Annotated in this window: 18 protein-coding genes; 13 read left to right on the top strand and 5 right to left on the bottom strand. The window is 62.5% G+C overall.

The window, feature by feature from the left end; all coding sequences use genetic code 11:
* Positions 1–224 precede the first annotated feature (224 nt).
* Complete coding sequence (locus BBX50_RS27270; RefSeq protein WP_065778414.1) at positions 225–1,031, bottom strand: PhnD/SsuA/transferrin family substrate-binding protein; 807 nt, start codon at positions 1,029–1,031, stop codon at positions 225–227.
* A 735-nt stretch (positions 1,032–1,766) separates the two neighbouring features.
* Here BBX50_RS27270 and BBX50_RS27275 point away from each other — a divergent pair.
* Positions 1,767–2,756: a GlxA family transcriptional regulator gene (locus tag BBX50_RS27275; protein ID WP_065778415.1), complete on the top strand. Its 990-nt coding sequence runs from the start codon at positions 1,767–1,769 to the stop codon at positions 2,754–2,756.
* Between the two features lie 108 nt (positions 2,757–2,864).
* Here BBX50_RS27275 and BBX50_RS27280 read toward each other — a convergent pair whose 3' ends face one another.
* Complete coding sequence (locus BBX50_RS27280; RefSeq protein ID WP_065778416.1) at positions 2,865–3,788, bottom strand: MYG1 family protein; 924 nt, start codon at positions 3,786–3,788, stop codon at positions 2,865–2,867.
* A gap of 326 nt (positions 3,789–4,114) precedes the next feature.
* Here BBX50_RS27280 and BBX50_RS27285 point away from each other — a divergent pair, with 326 nt between their 5' ends.
* Positions 4,115–6,184: an ATP-dependent helicase gene (locus tag BBX50_RS27285; RefSeq protein WP_065778417.1), complete on the top strand. Its 2,070-nt coding sequence runs from the start codon at positions 4,115–4,117 to the stop codon at positions 6,182–6,184.
* Positions 6,185–6,276: 92 nt separating this feature from the next.
* On the opposite strand, the gene BBX50_RS30355 is transcribed toward BBX50_RS27285, so the two are convergent.
* A complete protein-coding gene (locus BBX50_RS30355; RefSeq protein WP_083219774.1) occupies positions 6,277–7,875 on the bottom strand; it encodes a succinylglutamate desuccinylase/aspartoacylase family protein in 1,599 nt (532 codons plus the stop codon).
* 228 nt (positions 7,876–8,103) lie between these two features.
* Here BBX50_RS30355 and BBX50_RS27295 point away from each other — a divergent pair, with 228 nt between their 5' ends.
* The 10 genes from BBX50_RS27295 (at position 8,104) to BBX50_RS27340 (ending at position 16,927) form a co-directional block, all read left to right on the top strand.
* The gene (locus BBX50_RS27295) at positions 8,104–8,310 is read left to right on the top strand and encodes a hypothetical protein (protein ID WP_065778418.1); all 207 of its coding nucleotides are present in this window, start codon (positions 8,104–8,106) and stop codon (positions 8,308–8,310) included.
* 447 nt (positions 8,311–8,757) lie between these two features.
* The gene (locus BBX50_RS27300; RefSeq protein WP_065778517.1) at positions 8,758–11,211 is read left to right on the top strand and encodes a heavy metal translocating P-type ATPase; all 2,454 of its coding nucleotides are present in this window, start codon (positions 8,758–8,760) and stop codon (positions 11,209–11,211) included.
* 117 nt (positions 11,212–11,328) lie between these two features.
* Entirely contained in the window at positions 11,329–11,799 is a 471-nt protein-coding gene (gene cueR / locus BBX50_RS27305) for a Cu(I)-responsive transcriptional regulator (RefSeq protein WP_065778419.1), read from the top strand.
* A gap of 9 nt (positions 11,800–11,808) precedes the next feature.
* Positions 11,809–12,285: a hypothetical protein gene (locus tag BBX50_RS27310; protein WP_065778420.1), complete on the top strand. Its 477-nt coding sequence runs from the start codon at positions 11,809–11,811 to the stop codon at positions 12,283–12,285.
* Positions 12,286–12,487: 202 nt separating this feature from the next.
* Positions 12,488–12,718 (top strand): hypothetical protein, encoded by a 231-nt coding sequence (locus tag BBX50_RS27315; RefSeq protein ID WP_065778421.1) that lies wholly within the window; start codon positions 12,488–12,490, stop codon positions 12,716–12,718.
* Positions 12,715–14,178, top strand: a complete 1,464-nt coding sequence (locus tag BBX50_RS27320; protein WP_065778422.1) for a TolC family protein — start codon at positions 12,715–12,717, stop codon at positions 14,176–14,178. Before BBX50_RS27315 ends, BBX50_RS27320 begins: the two co-directional genes overlap by 4 nt.
* A gap of 14 nt (positions 14,179–14,192) precedes the next feature.
* Positions 14,193–15,530 carry a copper oxidase gene (locus BBX50_RS27325; protein WP_065778423.1) on the top strand — a complete coding sequence of 446 codons (1,338 nt, stop codon included), beginning with the start codon at positions 14,193–14,195 and terminating at the stop codon, positions 15,528–15,530.
* 50 nt (positions 15,531–15,580) lie between these two features.
* Positions 15,581–16,066, top strand: a complete 486-nt coding sequence (locus BBX50_RS27330; protein WP_065778424.1) for a plastocyanin/azurin family copper-binding protein — start codon at positions 15,581–15,583, stop codon at positions 16,064–16,066.
* A gap of 25 nt (positions 16,067–16,091) precedes the next feature.
* Positions 16,092–16,385, top strand: coding sequence for a copper-binding protein (locus BBX50_RS27335; RefSeq protein ID WP_065778425.1), 294 nt, complete (start codon positions 16,092–16,094; stop codon positions 16,383–16,385).
* An 80-nt stretch (positions 16,386–16,465) separates the two neighbouring features.
* Positions 16,466–16,927, top strand: a complete 462-nt coding sequence (locus BBX50_RS27340) for a DUF411 domain-containing protein (protein WP_139108254.1) — start codon at positions 16,466–16,468, stop codon at positions 16,925–16,927.
* A gap of 115 nt (positions 16,928–17,042) precedes the next feature.
* Here BBX50_RS27340 and BBX50_RS27345 read toward each other — a convergent pair whose 3' ends face one another.
* Together BBX50_RS27345 and BBX50_RS27350 are read right to left on the bottom strand one after the other, a co-directional pair.
* Positions 17,043–17,438, bottom strand: coding sequence for a VOC family protein (locus BBX50_RS27345; RefSeq protein WP_065778426.1), 396 nt, complete (start codon positions 17,436–17,438; stop codon positions 17,043–17,045).
* 62 nt (positions 17,439–17,500) lie between these two features.
* Complete coding sequence (locus tag BBX50_RS27350) at positions 17,501–18,229, bottom strand: phosphoribosyltransferase (protein ID WP_274534043.1); 729 nt, start codon at positions 18,227–18,229, stop codon at positions 17,501–17,503.
* Between the two features lie 144 nt (positions 18,230–18,373).
* Between BBX50_RS27350 and BBX50_RS27355 the strand changes: the two genes are divergently transcribed.
* Positions 18,374–19,549 (top strand): M20 aminoacylase family protein, encoded by a 1,176-nt coding sequence (locus BBX50_RS27355; protein ID WP_065778427.1) that lies wholly within the window; start codon positions 18,374–18,376, stop codon positions 19,547–19,549.
* Positions 19,550–19,598: the final 49 nt, after the last annotated feature.

Here is a 19,598-nt window from a genome sequence, read left to right on the forward strand (position 1 = left end):
AATTTATATATTATTGAGTTTAATCCCTCCATCGACTTGACGAGTCCTGGCCCTTGGCCGGACGTCCCATGACATTCAATCCCACGCGTCGACAGGTGCTTGCTGGCGGCGCTTCCATCGCGACCATCGTTGCCCCGGCGGCGTCCACCCGGCCCCTCAGACGGACGAAGGCGGGCGCAAAGTCGCATGCACTTTCCGCTAGCCGCAAAGCCGCCCGTCATCCCTCAAGCGATCGCGGGGTAACCATGGCGCGCGGCGTCTCGGTCAAGCTCGGCCAACGCTTCGTAGTCGGCATCGCCGAGCAGGCTGATGCCCGCAAGCGAGAGCGTATCACAGACGCCACCGAGTTCCGGATCGGCTATCGTCTCGGCCAGTGCACGCCGCAAGATGATGAGGTCCTTCGCCGAGGTCGAGGCGGCGGTAATGAAGGGCAGGCCCGGCCCCTTCGTCGTCTCCGCGAGAATACGGACGCCGGCCACTCGTTCGGGATCGAAACGCAGCGTGTTGCCAAAGGTAACGCAGTCGATGGCCGCGACGTCGGCCGCGCCGCTCGATACGGCATCGATGCTTGCCCGGTGGCCCCCGGTCTCGACGACCGACGAGAAAAAGCGCCCGTCGATCGCATGGGGCGCCACGGCGGCCCGAAACAGGTTGTAGCCGGAATTGCTGCCCGGTTCATTGATCGCCGCGCGCGCACCACGCAGATCGCCAATCGAGCCGGCCGACGAACCGGCATTGACGATGATGAAACTGCATTTGAGCGGTCCGTCACAGCCAGGCAAACCATAGGTCGGCGTCGCCACCAGTTGCACCTTGCCCCGCAGGTGCTGGACATAGGGATACCCACAGGCCTGGCCGAACAGCAGATCCGGACGAAACCACGCCTCGTTATAGGCCACGGTCTCGTCGAGCGCCTTCGGCGCTTCGAGGCCGTATCCACGTATCCGTTTCCCCAACGCTTCCCAGAACAACCGCGTCGCCTCCTGGACCGGCGGCGGGCTGACATACATGGCAAGGCTGGCGAGAAGCATGCGTGGGCTCCAGGGAAGGCAACTCAGAACTCTATGCATTGCATAGATTTAAATCGCAACGACATTTCTTCATCGAAAGGATGCCTGTCATGAGCATGACTATCGCAAGGGTCACGGGAGGCCCGTCCCGGAGGCAATGAAATCGATTGCGACATGCTCGTCATCGGCGGTGGTCACGCCGGATGCTGGGCCGCCCTTGAAGCTGCCTTCAAAAACGCGAAAAGTCGGCAGCCCTGGCGCCACTGCTAGGGGCAAGAAGAGGCAAGCTTGACTCGATCGACAACATCGCTGCAGCATGAGCGGTAACTCAGAGCCGCGACCTATCACGCTGCGGTTTGGCCGATAGCTGAGCGGTCGCGTCCGAAGCCGGTCGCGAGGAGCGAAGTGATGGGGTATGATTGGAGCGGTGCGCGCGGACGACGAATGAAGGCTGCACGCCTTGGCGCAGCGCTTACGCTTGCGGCGATGCTCGTAACCGTGGCAGCGCAAGTCGTGGGAAGGGCAATTTAGAACCGGCCGCTCCCCATGGTGATAACGAGAAGCGTCCGGCTGCGCCTTCGACTTCCAGCGCCAATCCATGGGAGCGCGCTCGAAGCGGCAAAGCTCGGCTCCCATTGACAATCGAAAGGCAAGGCTCGACCGCCGCCAGTTACCCGCTCGATTATGTCAACGCCGCGCAAGCGTCGACAAACTCGAAGGTGCGGGCGCATTCCGCGGCCAGAGCGTGAAACACCGATGACGATGAAATCCAACAATGCTCCGGCCGGCCGCCTCAAAATCGGCTTCGTGCTTGCCCGATCCTTCACCCTTTCCGCCTTCGCTCTCTTCATCGATACGCTCAGGCTTGCGAGCGACGAACTCGACAAGTCCGGCCGCATCCGCGCAGATTGGCAGGTGCTCGGCAACACCCGGCATCTCATCACCTCCAGCTGCGGCGTGCAGGTGGCGCCGACGTCGGACCTCGTCGACCCTACCCCCTTCAACTACATCGTCGTGGTCGGCGGCCTGCTCAACAGCCAACACCCGATCGACGACGAGACGGTTCGGTTCATTCAGAAAGCAGCCGCGCGAAAAGTGCCGTTGATCGGCCTGTGCACGGGAACCTTCATCCTGGCTGAAGCGGGCCTGATGACAGGACACAATGTTTGCGTCAGCTGGCTCCACTACCAGGCGTTCCGCGAACGTTTCCCCGACCTTAAGGTTCGCTCGGATCGCCTGTTCAATCTCGATCGCACCCGCGGCTCCTGCGCCGGCGGCAGCAGCGCGGCCGATATGGCAGCCCATATCGTGCGCCTTCATATCAGCAAGGAAGCGGAGCGGAATGCGCTTGAGGTGCTGCAGATCGACAAAGCGCGCTCGCACCTGCATGTCCAGCCGAGAAAACCGCTCGCAATCGAGAGCGACGATCCTCGCTTAAACGCGGCCCTCATCATCATGGAGCAGCAGACCGAAAGCACGCTCTCTATCCCCGAACTGGCGGCGTCCGTCGGATTGTCCCGCCGGCAATTGGAGCGCCTGTTCATGGAGAAAGCGAAAATGTCGCCGGCGCTCGTCTACAGGAAATTTCGACTGGAGCGCGCCAAGCACCTCCTCACCCAGACGAAGGCACCACTGATCGACATAGCCCTCGAAGTCGGCTTCGAGAACGCCGGACATTTTTCCAGGGTATTCGCAAAAACCTACGGCCAATCGCCGAGCAAACTTAGGGCCGCGCTTTCGACATGAACGAGAACCCTGGCGGGTCTCATTTCGCCGGATCGTATTCCGCCCTCGGCAGCCGCCGCGCCTGCCGCTCCCAGCCGCTATGACGAGCGGCTGGGCAAGGTGGCGGGTTTACACCGAAACGGCTTCTGCGACGGCCAGCTCAGCCATTGCGATCGCAGCTTCGCGCGTCTTTGCGGCCGCGATGAAACGGCCGTTGTGGCAAAAGCTTGCACCAGCCACTCCGCAAGCCGCCTCCAAGTCGCTGTTCGTCAGGCCAGCCCAGGCTGCGGGCAAGTCTGCGCGCAGTTCAAACCCTTCATCCGCCTTGCGAATGCCCGTCAGGCACCAGTCACTCTCGCGCGGATGAACGACGAACAACAGGTGATCGGCGCCAGCTTTCACGATGGCTGGACGAAAGGGCATTCCCCTTGGCAGCTCGAGTATTCGTCCCTCACCGGCATGGGCGATCTGCTGAAGGACGAGCGCCTCGGCCCTGAGCTTTGCGGCACGCTGGGAGACACTGGCCTCGACGAGCGTGCGGGCGATCGCCAAGGCTGCGTGGAAGCCGCGATCGTCGGCCTCCGGGCCTGCCTCGTCGAAAACGGGCTTCAAGGTTTCCAAAAGAGCCGGCAATGCGAGGCCCGCGAGCGGTCCGAGAAGGGAGGGGTCGAGCGCACCATTGTCAACCAGGTCGACAGGCAGCACGAAGCGAGCGTCGAAGGAGGCATGTACCGCTTCGATATGATTTTCAGGAACACCTGAGGCGGCAAGATAGTCGCGGCCATAGTGTTTCCAGATCAGTCCGAACGAACTGTAAGGTTGGCCATCCTCTCGCATCGGGGCGCCACGCTGATGGTGATCGAAAATCCCGGCGGCGGCGTCATATACCCCCCCGACATCATAAATGATGCGGTCTGCGCCTGGTTTGATCCATTCGGCGGCGCGACTGCGGATAAGACGAGCCTGCGGAAAGAGCCGCGTGAGAATGACGGTGGACAAAAGTTCGTCGGCGTGGAACCCACCGGAATGCGTAACGAGAAAGTCTGGGGTCATCCCGATTGGCCTTATGCTTCTTTGATCTAAGGGCGTGTGGGGCACGACATAACCATTGCCTGATGCCACCTCAACCCACTATCGCTCTGTCGAGCGCGGATCGAACCTCAATCCCGTGCGCAGACGACCTCACCGGGCGGAAGAGGCGGGGATCTCCGTCGCCGAACACTTTACGGGTTTTCAGTGTCACCTTGAATTGATAGGTTCCCACTATGTTCCGGTCCACCGTACACATGCACGCGCGAACAGTGGCGACGGTCACACGGCCTTGAAGAAGAGCGCCGGGACACCAGCGGAACAGCAATCTGTCGGAATACGAGGAATTTATGGGTGCCGCCTATCTCGAAAAGCTCAATGATCGTCAGCGCGAGGCGGTCGTCCATGGTGTCGGATTGCCGGAAGGCCGGATCGGTGGCCCGCTTCTCATCATCGCCGGCGCTGGCTCGGGCAAGACCAACACGCTTGCCCATCGTGTAGCGCACCTCATCGTCAATGGCGCCGACCCGCGGCGAATCCTGCTGATGACTTTTTCGCGGCGGGCAGCGTCCGAAATGACCCGTCGGGTCGAGCGAATCTGTCGCCAGGTTTTGAGCGGCAATGCCGCAGTCATGACCGATGCGCTTGCCTGGGCGGGCACCTTCCACGGGATCGGCGCAAGGCTGCTGCGCATCTATGCCGAGCAGATCGGCCTGAACGTCGATTTCACCATCCATGATCGCGAAGACAGCGCCGATCTGATGAACCTCGTTCGCCATGAACTCGGGCTCTCCAAGACCGAGAGCCGTTTTCCGACAAAGGGCACCTGCCTTGCCATCTATTCGCGCGCGGTCAATTCCGAAATCCCGCTTGCCGATGTGCTGAAGTCGGCCTTTCCCTGGGTCGCCGGCTGGGAAGAACAGCTGAAAGCGCTGTTTTCCGGCTATGTCGAAGCCAAGCAGGCCCAAAACGTGCTCGACTACGACGACCTGCTTCTCTACTGGGCGCAGATGGTCTCCGCGCCGGAGCTCGCCGAAGATATCGGCAGCCGCTTCGATCATGTTCTCGTCGACGAGTACCAGGACACAAATAGCCTCCAGTCCTCCATCCTGATGTCGCTGAAACCGGATGGTAACGGACTAACGGTCGTCGGAGATGACGCGCAGTCGATCTATTCCTTCCGCGCGGCAACGGTTCGCAACATCCTCGATTTCCCGAAGGGGTTTTCGCCAGACCCCGCCGACGTCATCACGCTCGATCGCAATTACCGCTCGACGCAGCCGATCCTCGCTGCCGCAAATGGCGTAATCGAGCTTGCTCGGGAAAGGTTCACGAAAAACCTCTGGACCGACCGGCAATCCGAGCAACGCCCGTTCCTTGTCACCGTCAAGGACGAAACCGATCAGGCGGCCTACATCGTCGATCAGGTGCTCGCCAACCGCGAGGTCGGCATCTCCCTCAAGCAACAAGCGGTCCTGTTTCGCTCGTCCAACCACAGCGGGACGCTGGAGGTCGAACTAACCCGTCGCAACATTCCCTTCGTCAAGTTCGGCGGGCTCAAGTTCCTCGACAGCGCCCATGTCAAGGATCTCCTGGCGGTCTTGCGGTTTGCCCAAAATCCGCGTGACCGTGTCGCCGGGTTCCGCCTGTTGCAGATGCTTCCGGGCGTCGGTCCGCAGACCGCCGGCAAGATCCTCGACGCCATCGCCGCCGATCCGGAGCCGCTGGCAGCGCTTGCCGATATCCCCGCCCCCGCCAAGACCGGTGATGATTGGTCCAGTTTCATAACGCTCGTTTCGGGCCTCCGAAAATCCGGAGCCGGTTGGCCGGCGGAGATCGGCACCGCCCGCGCCTGGTACGAGCCGCACCTCGACCGCATCCATGAAGACGCGGACACGCGTAAGGCTGACCTCATCCAGCTCGAACAGATCGCCGGTGGCTATCCGAACCGCGAGCGTTTCTTGACCGAGCTGACGCTCGATCCACCGGATGCGACCAGCGACCAGGCCGGTGTGCCCCTCCTCGACGAAGACTATCTGATCCTCTCCACCATCCATTCGGCAAAAGGCCAGGAATGGCGCTCGGTCTTCATGCTCAACGTCGTCGACGGCTGCATTCCCTCCGATCTCGGCGTGGGAACGACCGCGGAACTGGAGGAGGAGCGCCGGCTGCTCTATGTCGGCATGACCAGGGCGCGCGACAGCCTTTCGCTGATCACGCCTCAGAGGTTCTTCACCCACGGACAGAATGCGCAAGGCGACCGTCACGTCTACGCATCACGCACGCGGTTCATCCCGGCAACGCTGCTGCAGTTTTTCGAGGCAACCACCTGGCCGAAAGTATCCGCCGCTGCCGGTGAACGCAGCGCCCGGCAAATCCGCATCGATGTCGGCGCCCGAATGCGAACCATGTGGAAGTGAGGATGACGGCGCCGCGCGTCTCACGAGACGTGTAGGGGCCGCGGTTGTCCCTCCCGCCCCTTGCAGGCAGGCGGTGGGAGGCCGCCGAACGGTCAGGCGAAGCGATCGCTTGCGACACCAAAGTAGAATAGCTCCTGAAGCGGAGTGGCCGCGGCGTCCGGAAAGATCACGAACCCGTCCCTCGGGGCGACAACAGCCTCACCGGAGGCGCGCCGGGCGATCGTTTGGCCTGCAGTGACCGGGTCACCCGTGCGCCAGTCCCCTTCGAGACGGTCTCCCGGCGAAAGGCAGAGAACAACGTCGACAAGATGAATAGCCCTGGGATGCACTGCTTCCGGTGCCGGCGAATCGATGATCCCGAGGTGAGCCAATGCGCGCACAATTGCCTGATAGGCGACGTCGACCGCGCCTGGGTCCTTATGCTGACCGCACTCCAAAGTAAGCCCATAGCCACCTGAGAAGCGCATGTATTCCGCCGTCCCGACGGCGTGCGACAACGCGTTTCCGGCTCCGCCGTGTCGCGCCTGTTCGGCAATCGACTTGGCGTACGCGTCGAGCCAGCCGTGGAGGATCAGGCCGGGTCCAAGCCTCACTGCCAGGCTTGTCTCCAATTCTGCCTTGGAGAAGGGTTGGTTCCCCTTTGTGCTGTTGTCAGGGCCAAGAAATACAAAGGGTTCCCCCGCCGAGCGATAGGAATGAATGTCCAACAGGACGTCGTTTTGGCGCAGCAGCGGGCAGAGCGTGTTGGCGACCCGATCCTCGTAGTCCCTTTCGATCGTTACTTCGCACAGGTCGCGGTTCAGGTTGCGATCCCCCTCGCGGGTTCCCTGTCGATAGGCTTTCCCATTCACCACGGGGACGAACGTAACCTCTCCGCGGCGGACGGCGAGCTCGCCCGTTCGGCACGCCGTTATCGCTCTCCAAATTGCGTCTGGCCCGCAGGTTTCATTGCCGTGAACTGCTCCGGTAACGAGCAGCTTGGGCCCACGCTGCAGCCCAGAGAAGCGCACGACCTCGATCGGCGTTCCTTCGTCGGCCGGCTCAGGCAAGATAGAACGAGGTTCAAAATCGATGTCGATCAGCATGCCGGGCCGCAATCGCCGGACAAGAGCCATGACATCGCCGGCAGCGACCGCCACGCAACCGGCAGTGCCCGCAAAATCGGCCCTTGCTGCGTGGATGAACAGCGCGCTGCCGCCGCCCATCCTGGCGACGGAATCGTTGAAGCCGATAGGAACGATGACGTCGAACAGGGGCTCGGCACGTTCGCGGGTCAGCCGCTCTGTCGCGCGCTCGCCTTCATCGGCGTAGACGAGTCGGTTGTAGTTGGCCCCCGCCTCCTCCCAGATCATGTCGGCGGACGCAGGAACGAACGGATAGGCCAGATCACGTGGAAAATCCGGTCGGGCGACCGGATTGAAAAAGCCGTAGCGTAACGGAAACACGCCAATCGGGGTTCGACCATCGCCTTCCCGCTTGAGCGCTGCCGAAACGAGACCGGCTCGCCCGACAACGCACGGAATGGCCCAGTCCCCGATCGAGAGGGTACCCTTGTGGCATGGGTCAGCGGATGCAGGAACTCTCACTTTGATGACCGGCACAGTGACCACCTGGAACCTCGCAGCATTCTGGGGCGCCGTGTGCTCAGATGAACGCACAAAGGTCGCTCCAGCATTTTGGTTCTGGAGCATCTTCTCCGACGTCGGTGATTCCACCTGAGGACGGGATGCTCACATCTAGAGCTGCGAACCTATATCGGTATCGCGAGATCGACAATGTTGCCCCTTGTTCGCCTGATAGTGCGCGGCTGCGCTTCGGCGAGCATCCCGAGCGCCAGGCAGTCGACCTTGATAAACTTCGGCATATCGCATCCAACGCTTCCACTATAAGACACCCGCTTAAACAAATCAGGAGAAGACATGGAGACCGTGGAAATCAACGGCCGCAGCGATTTCGCCCTTTGGGCAATCGAGCGCGCGCAAGAAATAGTGACCATCGAAGGCGCTGCCTTCGCGGTTGCCGCCCGTGACATGAATGAACAAGAGCTGGCAGAAACCGCAGCCGCGCTTGGAAAAGCGATCAGTGACGCGATGCTCGAAGTTTTCGATGGCTTGATTGCGGGTTAGTCCTCACCCATTTCCAAGAGAATGCTGGCGCAAATTTTGAAGAGATGGACGGCCTTGGCCCTGAATGTCGAGACCACTTTTCAGGGCACGCCACGCACTGGGATGGATGACCTATCACCGCGAAGCCGGAGGGGTAGAAGGCGCGCACGCCATGTGGCGTGAAGCGGTGGCTCGCGATGCGAGCCGGCGCGTTTCGTGCCTTTGGCGTCACAACCAAGCTTGAACTAATCGCCGATCCAAACGAGAGGGCCACTGTGACGCCGCTGGGTTATCGCGTCGGTCGGCGCCCTGTCACCGTTCGCCGCCGAGCGGAAAGTTCAGCAATGCTCTTGACCTTCCCATCGTTGGAAGCCCCATCTTCCAATAAAAGGATGTGAAAGGAGCGCGATTATGGGATCTGTGACCCCCATTAGAACCAACGATGCCGAGGAATTTTCGGCGACTGCGATGAGTGCCAGTATTCCCGTCGAGGGCATGACTTGCGCGTCGTGCGTGTCACGCGTCGAAAAGGCGATCCGCGCCGTGCCAGGTGTCACCTCGGCTTCGGTCAATCTCGCGACCGAACGCGCCGACATCCGCTTCGACGCGACGACCAAATCGGCCGACATCGTCAAGGCGATCGAGAACGCCGGATATGGTGCGGCCGAAGACACCATCGAGCTCACCATCGAAGGCATGACCTGCGCGTCCTGCGTCGCACGCATCGAAAAGGCGCTGAAGACGGTGCCGGGCGTCACCGAAGCAAACGTCAATCTGGCGACCGAGCGCGCCTCGGTCCGCGTGACAAGGGGCATCGCCACCGCGGCCGCGCTCGAAGAGGCTGTCCGCGTTGCCGGCTATGCCGCCAAGCGCATCACCGGCGACGAAAGTGTCGACCGCGAAGGTGAGAAGCGCGAGCAGGAGACCCGAAAGCTCGCGCGCTCCCTGCTCCTCGCCGGCGTCCTGACGCTGCCGATCTTCCTGCTCGAAATGGGCTCGCACTTCATCCCGGCCGTGCACGACTTCGTCATGAACAACATCGGCATGCAGGAAAGCTGGTACCTGCAGTTCGTGCTGACGACGCTGGTGCTCTTCGGCCCGGGTTTGCGCTTCTACCAGAAGGGCGTTCCCGCCCTCTTCCGCCTGGCACCGGACATGAACTCGCTGGTCGCCATCGGTACGTCGGCAGCCTGGATCTATTCGGTCGTCGCTACTTTTGCGCCGGACTTTTTGCCTGACGGTACAGCCAACGTCTATTACGAAGCTGCTGCCGTCATCGTCACGTTGATCCTGCTCGGCCGCGTCCTCGAGGCGCGCGCCAAGGGCCGCACGTCGGAGGCGATCAAGCACCTGATGGGGCTGCAGGCAAAGACGGCCCGCGTCATCCGCGACGGCGAGACCGTCGAGGTCCCGCTTTCCGACGTGCAGAGCGGTGACACCGTGGTGGTGCGCCCTGGCGACCGGGTTCCGGTCGATGGCAGCGTCATCGACGGCAACTCCTATGTCGACGAATCGATGATCACTGGCGAGCCGGTGCCGGTCGAAAAGACCGCAGGCAGCGAGGTGGTAGGCGGCACGATCAACAAGACCGGCTCCTTCACCTTCCGCGCCACCAAGGTCGGCGCCGACACGGTGCTCGCGCAGATCATCAAGATGGTCGAGCAGGCCCAGGGCGCGAAGCTGCCGATCCAGTCGCTGGTCGACCGCGTCACGGCCTGGTTCGTGCCGGCCGTCATCGCCATTGCGCTTCTGACCTTCGGCATCTGGCTGGTCTTAGGACCCGATCCGGCGCTGACCTTCGCGCTCGTCAATGGCGTCGCCGTGCTGATCATCGCCTGCCCCTGCGCCATGGGCCTTGCCACCCCGACCTCGATCATGGTCGGCACGGGCCGCGCCGCCGAAATGGGCGTGCTCTTCCGCAAGGGCGAGGCGCTGCAGACGCTGCGCAATGCCGCCGTCATCGCCGTCGACAAGACGGGAACCTTGACCAAGGGACGGCCCGAACTGACCGACCTCGAAACCGCCGCTGGCTTTGAACGTGACAGCGTTCTGGCGCTGGTCGCTGCCGTCGAAACCCGTTCCGAGCACCCGATTGCCGAGGCAATTGTCGAGGCGGCAAAGGCAAAAGGCCTGGCGATCGCTGATCCGGCCAAGTTCGAGGCCATCCCCGGTTTCGGCGCTAGCGCTGAAGTGGCGGGCCGCACGGTCCATGTCGGCGCAGACCGGCTGATGGCGCAACTGAATCTCGATGTTGCCGTCTTTGCCGAACAGGCCGCTCGGCTGGGTTCGGAAGGCAAGAGCCCGCTCTATGCCGCGATCGACGGCAAGCTTGCAGCGATCATTGCCGTTGCCGACCCGATCAAGGAAACGACGCCGCAGGCAATCCGTATGCTGCACGATCTCGGTCTCAAGGTCGCGATGATCACCGGCGACAATCGCCGCACTGCGGAAGCTATCGCCGCCAAGCTCGGCATCGACGAGGTCATCGCCGAAGTCCTGCCCGACGGCAAGGTGGCAGCGCTGAAGAAGCTGAAGCAAGGCGGACGCGCTGTCGCCTTCGTCGGCGACGGCATCAACGATGCGCCGGCGCTCGCCGAAGCCGATGTCGGGCTTGCGATCGGCACCGGCACGGATGTCGCCATCGAAAGCGCCGACGTGGTGCTGATGTCCGGCGATCTGCTCGGCGTGCCGAACGCTATCGCCCTTTCCAAGGCGACGATCCGCAACATCAAGGAGAACCTCTTCTGGGCCTTCGCCTATAACGCGGTGCTGATCCCGGTTGCCGCCGGCGCGCTCTATCCCGGCTATGGCCTGCTGCTGTCGCCGATCTTTGCGGCTGGCGCCATGGCGCTGTCGAGCGTCTTCGTGCTCGGAAACGCACTGCGCCTCAGGGGCTTCCGGCCCGTTGCGGCGGCGCATTGAAACACTGCCCGGCTTCCCAAGACGTAGCGGAAGCCGGGCAGCCCCCCTATATTCGATCGGACAGGTTTGCCCGCCTATGCAACCCCAAGGATTGCACGCAGCTCCAAAGGTAAAGTCATGAACATCGGTGAAGTCTCTCGCGCCTCCGGCGTCTCGACCAAAATGATCCGCTACTATGAGACGATCGGCCTGATCCCCCCGGCCGACCGCAGCGAATCGGGCTACCGCAACTATGGCGACAACGATGTCCATACGCTGCGCTTCATCCGTCGCTCGCGCGACCTCGGCTTCACCGTCGAGCAGATGACCGATCTCCTGGCGCTCTGGCGCGACCGGTCGCGCGCCAGCGGCGAGGTCAAGAAGATCGCGCTCGAGCATGTTGAGATCCTGGAGCGCAAGGCCGAAGAACTGAAGGCGATGAGCCGCACACTCAAGCATCTGGCCGCCCATTGCCATGGCGACGCGCGCCCGGACTGTCCCATTCTTGACGATCTGGCCGATGCCGGCAACACCCCGGCGAAGACAACCGAGCCTGCCCGTTTTGGTGCCGGCGGCATCGACCCGGTTCGCAACCGGCGGCATGGATGACGTGGCCCCATGCGCTTTGCAAAGTCTCACGCATTCGTGACGCCGCTAAACGCAAGCGGCATTGACAGGAATCGTCTGCGTTTCTACGGATCGGTCATGGAGAAGGTACGAGCCACATATCTGCGTTTGCTGATTGTGCTGAAGCTGGCGATTGCTGTGTCGCTGGCCCTGCTGCCTTATTCCACCGCTTCGGGCATGATGCATGCAGCCGCGCACGGCGCGATGCAGATCGAGGCATCCGCCAATCCGATGCAAGCTGCGACCGAACACTGCCCGAGCCTCGACAAAGGCAAGGTGAAGCCGGCAGAGCAGAGCGGCAAGGCCGACAAGAAGGATTGCTGCAAGACCTTCTGCGCGGCCGTGGCGGTGCTTGGCGACGCCGACGGCAGCCATCCGGATTTCCCGCGCTCCATCCGTAATTTCGGCGCACACCCGCAGCTGACCCCCGGTGAGCTCGACGGCCTTCATCGTCCCCCAAGAGCCTGACTTCGTGAATTCGTGACCGCTGCTGCGTGTTTCCTTTGGTCGTAGCCAATTGAGGAACAAGAACCTGCAGTAGTTCCAAGCGTTCCAGCGACCGTTGTCGTCCAGTGAGACGCAGGTCCCTGCAGCGCGGTCCGCGACGAGGCCCGCCCGGTCCTTTGCCGGTCGATCGCCGACCTCTGCCATTCACATTTCAGGTTGAACCATGAAACGATTGTTTTCCATGGCGCTCCTGCCCATGATCCTGGGCGGATGCGCTGCCACCTTGCCTGCCGAGGTCTCAAGCCTCGGCGATCCCGCCGACAGCACGAGCGGCATTCGAAGCACGCAGTATCGCAGCCCCATTTCGGGCTACACCCACCGCGAGCCGACCGGCCCCAAGGCCTGGGGCCCTCTCAACGACGCGCAATCGACCGCCAAGGGAGACGCGTCATGAGGCTTCGCAAGCTCAACCTCGCGGCGGCAATCGGCCTGCCGCTCGTGCTTGCCGGCTGCGCGACCAACGCAGAATATTCGGCCAAGGACGCGGGCTTTACGACTGTCGATGCGAAGATCGCAACGGCCGCGACGAAGAAAAGCGTCTGGATCCAGAACCGCGAACAGGCCGACAAGGTCAATGCCGAGGTCAAGGCGCTGTTGAAGCGCAAGACGATCGACGCCGATACGGCCGTCCAGATCGCGCTTCTCAACAACAAGGGCCTGCAGGCCGCCTATGCCGATCTCGGCGATGCCTCGGCCGACGCCTGGCAGGCGACGCTGTTCCTCAACCCCACCGTCTCGATCGGTACGACCGGCATCGGCACACCGGAACTCCAAGCCTACAAGGCGATCGAGGGGCTGGTCACCACCAATATCCTGGCACTCCTGACGCGCGACAAGACCATCGCCATTGCCGACGCGCGCTTCCGCCAGGCACAGCTTTCAGCGGCACTCAGCACGCTCGAGCTTGCCGCGGAGACCCGCCGCGCCTGGATCGACGCCGTCGCGGCATGGGAAACCGTCGCACAGCTGAACCGGGCGCAGGTTGCGGCGGATGCCTCCTCGGAACTGGCCGCAAAACTGGGTGAGACCGGCGCCATGGGCAAGGGTACGCAAGCGCGTGAACATGTCTTCGACGCCGAACTCGCCGGGCAGGCGGCCGAGGCGCGGCTTGCCGCTCGCCTTGCCAAGGAGAACCTCACGCGGCTGATGGGTCTGTGGGGCGCCGACGTGGACTATCAGGTCCCGAACCGTCTGCCGGATCTGCCGAAGGCGCTCGCCCGCAAGGACAGCATCGAAGCGGAGGCGCTGAAACGCCGCGTCGATCTGCAGATCGCCCGGCTTGATCTCGAAGCGGTAGCGAAATCCTACAAGCTGACCGAGGCGACCCGCTTCGTCACCGACCTCGAGCTCGTCGCCGGCGCGGAAGCGGAGCGGGAGAAAGAGGATCACGGCACCAAGGTCGAGACCACGGGCCAGTTCGAGCTCGAATTTGTGATCCCGATCTTCGACAGCGGAAGCGCGCGCATGCGCAAGGCCGAGCTTGCCCATATGCGCTCGGCGAACCTGCTTGCGGAAAAGGCGGTCAATATCCGCTCGGAAGCGCGGTCCGCCTACGAAGCCTATCGCTCGCGCTACGAGATCGCCCGCCACTATCGCAACAGCGTCGTGCCGCTGCGCAGCAAGATCGAGGAGGAAGCGACGCTCAGCTACAACGGCATGATCACCAGCACGTTCGAGCTCTTGGCCGACGTCAGGGCGAAGGTCAATTCGACCGTGCTTTCCGTCAACGCAAAGCGCGATTTCTGGCTGGCCGACGCCGATCTGACGACGGCGATCAACGGCGGCGGATCGGGTGGATCCGGCGGAGCAGCGGCCGCACCCGCAGCGGCGGAAGCCGGCGGCGCAGGGCACTAAGAAGGAATAGAAAGATGTTCAACAGAAGACACTTCCTCGGCGCTGGCGCAGCTCTCGTTTCGACCGCCGCCTGGGCGCAGACCTCCAACTCCGGCCTGCCCGAAGCGGCAACGATGGACAATGCCAAGACCCAGAAGCCGATCGTTCCGACGAGCGGTCCTGACTACAATCCGGTCGTCACCCTCAACGGCTGGACCCTGCCGCACCGCATGAACAACGGCGTCAAGGAATTCCACCTCGTCGCCGAGCCTGTCGAGCGGGAGATGGCGGACGGCATGACCGCCTATCTCTGGGGCTACAACGGCCAGTCGCCGGGTCCGACGATCGAAGCGGTCGAAGGTGACCGCGTCCGCATCTTCGTCACCAACAAGCTGCCGGAACACACCACCATCCACTGGCACGGCATGATCCTGCCTTCGGGCATGGATGGCGTCGGCGGCCTGTCGCAGCCGCACATCCCCTCGGGCAAGACCTACGTCTACGAGTTCGACCTCGTGAAGTCGGGCACCTTCATGTACCACCCGCACGCCGACGAAATGGTGCAGATGGCCATGGGCATGATGGGGTTCTTCGTCGTGCACCCGAAGGACCCGAATTTCATGCGCGTCGACCGCGATTTCGTGTTCCTGCTCAATGCCTACGACATCGAGCCCGGGACCTACGTTCCGCGCATCATGGAAATGACCGACTTCAACATGTGGTGCTGGAACAGCCGGATCTTTCCCGACATCGACCCGCTGGTCGTGTCGAAAGATGACCGCGTGCGCGTGCGGGTCGGCAACCTCACCATGACCAACCATCCGATCCACATGCACGGTTACGACTTCGAAGTGACCTGCACCGATGGTGGCTGGGTACGGCCGGAGGCCCGTTGGCCGGAAGTAACCATCGACATCCCCGTCGGCGCGATGCGTGCCTACGAGTTCGACGCCAAATACGAAGGCGACTGGGCGATCCATTGCCACAAGTCGCACCACACGATGAATGCGATGGGGCACGACATCCCGACCTTCATCGGCGCCGACAAGACATCGGTCGCGGCGAAGATCCGCAAGGTCAAGCCCGACTATATGCCCATGGGTACGGCCGGCATGGCCGACATGGGCGAAATGGAAATGCCGCTCCCCGACAACACGATCCCGATGATGACTGGCTGGGGTCCGCACGGCGCGCTGGAGATGGGCGGCATGTTTTCGGTGGTGAAGGTGCGCGAAGGCATCTCCGCCGGCGATTACAGCGACCCCGGCTGGTACAAAAACCCGCCGGGAACGCAAGCCTGGGAGTGGACCGGCGCTCTGCCGGAAGCGACGCGGGCAAACGATGCCAAGACCGTGATCACGCCGAAACCATGACGACACGGCTGATTGTTATGAACACTCTCAAATCGACCAGGAACAATACGATGAAGAAAACAGCATTCGCACTGGCGCTCGTTGTCGCCACCGCCCTCTCCTCCCAGGCTTTCGCATCGGGCAGCCACGCAGGTGGCCACAATAAGGTCTCCATCGGCGAGCCCGGCGACAGCAAGAAGGCGACGCAGACGATCCGCGTCACCATGAAGGAAACCGACGACGGCAGGATGATCTTCACCCCGGCCACCATCAAGGTTCGGCAGGACCAGACGGTTCACTTCGCGATCAAGAACGCCGGCGAGCTCGCGCATGAATTCGTCCTCGACGACAAGGCGACGATCCAGGAACACAAGATCACCATGGAGAAGTTCCCCGACATGGAGCACGACGATCCGAACGCGATCCGGCTCGAGCCTGGCAAGTCCGGCGACATCTACTGGACCTTCACCAATGACGGTACCTTCGAGTTCGCCTGCCTTGTGCCGGGCCACTACGATGCCGGCATGCACGGCCCGCTCGACGTCGTGAAGAAATGATCCCGATCACAGGAAAGGATGAAACATGAAGACCGTAGGCAAACTCTTTGCAGCGCTCGCGCTTGCTGTTTCCGCCACCACATTTGCCCTTCCCGCCCAGGCAGCGGAATTCACCAAAGGTGTCGTCAAGAAGATCGACACCAAGGCCAAGAAGGTCACGATCGACCATGAGGATCTGAAGAACCTCGACATGCCGGCCATGACCATGGTGTTCCGCGTTGGCGACGATGCCGTGCTCGCCAAGCTCAAGGAAGGCGCTGCGATTGAATTCGTCGCCGACCGGGTCAAGGGCAAGCTGACCGTGACCGAGGTCAAGTAACTGTGACAATCGGCCCGGGTCGACTTCGCGCGGCCCCGGCCTCACAATCCCCAAATCAGGCAAACGGAAAGGAGTGTTCGATGAACGTGCTACGCAGGCATTTCGTTGCAGGCACGATTGCGGGCATCGCCCTCTTTGCAACAGGCACAGCGGCGGCAACCAGTACCATGGCCGTCTACAAGGACCCGCAATGCGGGTGCTGCGAACAATGGGCGGACGCGATGGAAGCCGCCGGCTACAAGGTCGAAGTGCACGACGAGGCCGATATGTCGGTGATCAAGACGCGGTTCGCGGTTCCCGCCGACGTGGAAGGCTGCCATACGGCGATCGTCGACGGCTATGTCGTCGAGGGACACGTGCCGCTGGAAGCAGTCCGCAAGCTTCTGGCTGAGAGACCCGACATTGCCGGCATTGCCGTGCCCGGCATGCCCGCAGGCTCGCTCGGCATGGGCAACGACCCGCAGGCGTCCTACGACGTCTACACGATCGCCAAGGCGGGCGCCCAATCGACGGTCTACTATCAGGTACGACCGGTAAAGTAGCGCCGATCCCCGAGGGTGAGCGTTCCGACACCTGGCATGTTGCGCAAACAGAGACCCGAACGCTTCCGCGATGGCGGAGGCGTTCGGCAAGAAGGCTGGGCTGCGGGAACGAAAGCTAATCCGGTTTGTCCAGCGATGCGAGGTTCTGCGGCTCTCCGACCTCTATTGCGTGACCGTCCGGATCATAGAAGCGGAACACGCGCTGTCCCCACGCTTGGCGCTCGACGGGGTGTATCAATTCCACATGCGGCGCGATGCGTTCAAAGGCCGCGTCGACATCGTCATGCTCGAAGTAAAGGAGCAGATTTCGTCGTCCATAGCGTTCCGTCGAAACGGGTTCGCTTCGCCAGACGGTTTGTTCCAGCGATCGCCCTTCATGGATCGCAAAACCACTTGCGAAGAGGACGAAGGTCCCGAAGTCCTCCAGCACCGTAAGGCCAAGTCTCTCCTCGTAGAACTCCTTGGATCGATTGATGTCGCGGACGAAAGGGATTGGATTGACAAACCGCATGGAGGTCCTTTCGTGATGCCGTGCCACTAGCCTATCGCGGCCGACGCACGGTGCAAAGGAATTCAGGCGGCGAGCCAGCTTCCGTCTTCGTCGCGCCGAAGCATCGGCGTCTCGAACACGCCGACGACGCGCTCGGGCCAATGTGATGCGAGATCGGCAAGCGGTTGGCGCCAACGCTCGGTCTGCAGCATCGCGGCGCCAATCGCGACCGGCTCGATGCCGCAGGCATCCATCAAGCTCAGGCCCGCCACGATCGAAGTGCCGCTGGAAATCACGTCGTCGATCAGCGCCACGCGCTTCCCCTCCAAGAGCGGCAGCATGCGCGGATCGACATAGAGCCGCTTCTTCTGATCCGGCGTCGTGATCGAAGAAAGTGGCACGCTGAGGTCGTCGACATACCAGAATTTTCTTGATGTCCCGAGCGGCACGTAACGGCCATGGCCGAGCTTGCGCGCGACGGCGGAGGCAAGCGTCAGGCCGAGTGTCGGCAGGCCGGCGACGACGTCAGGCTCGAAGACGGCAAGCTTTGCTGCGAGTTCGGTTGCCAGCGCGTCTTCGACAGCAAAACTCGCCTGATTGACGATCAGTGAGGCGAGCGCGTGTTTGCCATCGGCGAGCGGCCGGATCGGCAGCAGGATCTGGCTGTTATCACCGAGTGTCGCCGGGAAGAAATCGCGATAACCCGTCTGAATGTCGAAACTTTTCGGCGGGTAGACCTCCTGCCAAAAGTCATGAGGCTGCATCGGTTTCGTCCTCGTCTTCGCATTTCGCCCGGATTGAAAGGCGACCAGAAAATCCGGTTCGCTGTTCTGATCCCGGCTGTTTTCGTCTATACCGTTTGCGACTTCGATCAAACCGAAAGGGCACCGCGAGCTGAGCAAAGCGCGCGGAATTCACAAGCCCTTCGCCGGATGAACCATAGGAAATGCCTGCCAATGCGCCTGCCAGACGGAATAGCTGCCGACCTCACCTTCCTCACCGATTTCCGTCGCGATCTGCATGCCCATCCGGAACTCGGCTTCGAGGAGGTGCGCACCAGCGACCTCGTTGCCAAATGGCTTGAGGACGCGGGGCTTAAGGTTCACCGTGGCTTGGGAAAAACCGGTATCGTCGGCACGCTGCAAGTGGGCAACGGCACTCGCTCGATCGGCCTTCGCGCCGACATGGACGCGCTCGCCATGCCGGAGATCGCCGACCGCCCCTACAAATCCCGCGAAGCCGGCAAGATGCATGCCTGCGGCCATGACGGCCACACGACAATGCTGCTCGGCGCTGCCCGTCATCTGGCAAAGACCCGCAATTTCTCCGGCACCGTGCATTTCATCTTCCAGCCGGCCGAGGAAGGCCGCGGCGGCGCAAAGCGCATGGTCGACGACGGGCTGTTCGAACTTTTCCCCTGCGACGCGGTCTATGGCTTGCACAACATGCCGGGCCTTGATCCGGACGAGATGGCGGTCGTCGCCGGCCCGCAGCTTGCCTCCTCGGACAGCTGGCGGCTGACCTTCCGCGGCGTCGGCACCCACGGCGCCAAGCCGCATCTCGGCCGGGACCCAGTGACCGCCGCCGGTACCTTCCTCGCCTCGCTGCAATCGATCGTCGGCCGTGTCGTCGATCCGCTGCAGCCGGCCGTCGTCAGCGCCTGCTCGGTGCGTGCCGGCGACCCGAAGGCGCTCAACGTCATCCCGGACATCGTGGAAATCGGCGGCACCGCGCGCGCCTATACGCCAGAGGTGCGTGACCAGCTCGAAAGGGAAATCGGCCGCCTGGCGCGTGGCACGGCAGAAATGTACGGGATTGCCGTCGACTACGACTTCGAGCGCCGCATTCCGCCCGTCGTCAACGACGGCGATGCGACCGACCGGGCGCTGAGGGCAGCCCAAGCCGTCTTCGGCGACAAGACCCGCACGGCATTCCCGCCCTCGACAGCGGGCGACGATTTCGCCTTCTTCGGCCTCGAAGCTCCCGGCTGCTACGTCTGGCTGGGCAACGGCCCCGCCGTCGACGGCGCGCTGCATCACAACACCGCTTATGATTTCAACGATGCGGCGATCGGCCCGGGCGTCGCCTTCTGGTCGACGCTCGTGGAACAGGAACTCGCACGCGCCGAGTGAGGCGCGTCTGAACAAGACCTGTAACACCGGTCGGAAGCGTGCGATCTCA

The organism is Ensifer sp. LC11, from assembly GCF_001695835.1.
Taxonomy (GTDB): Bacteria; Pseudomonadota; Alphaproteobacteria; order Rhizobiales; family Rhizobiaceae; genus Ensifer.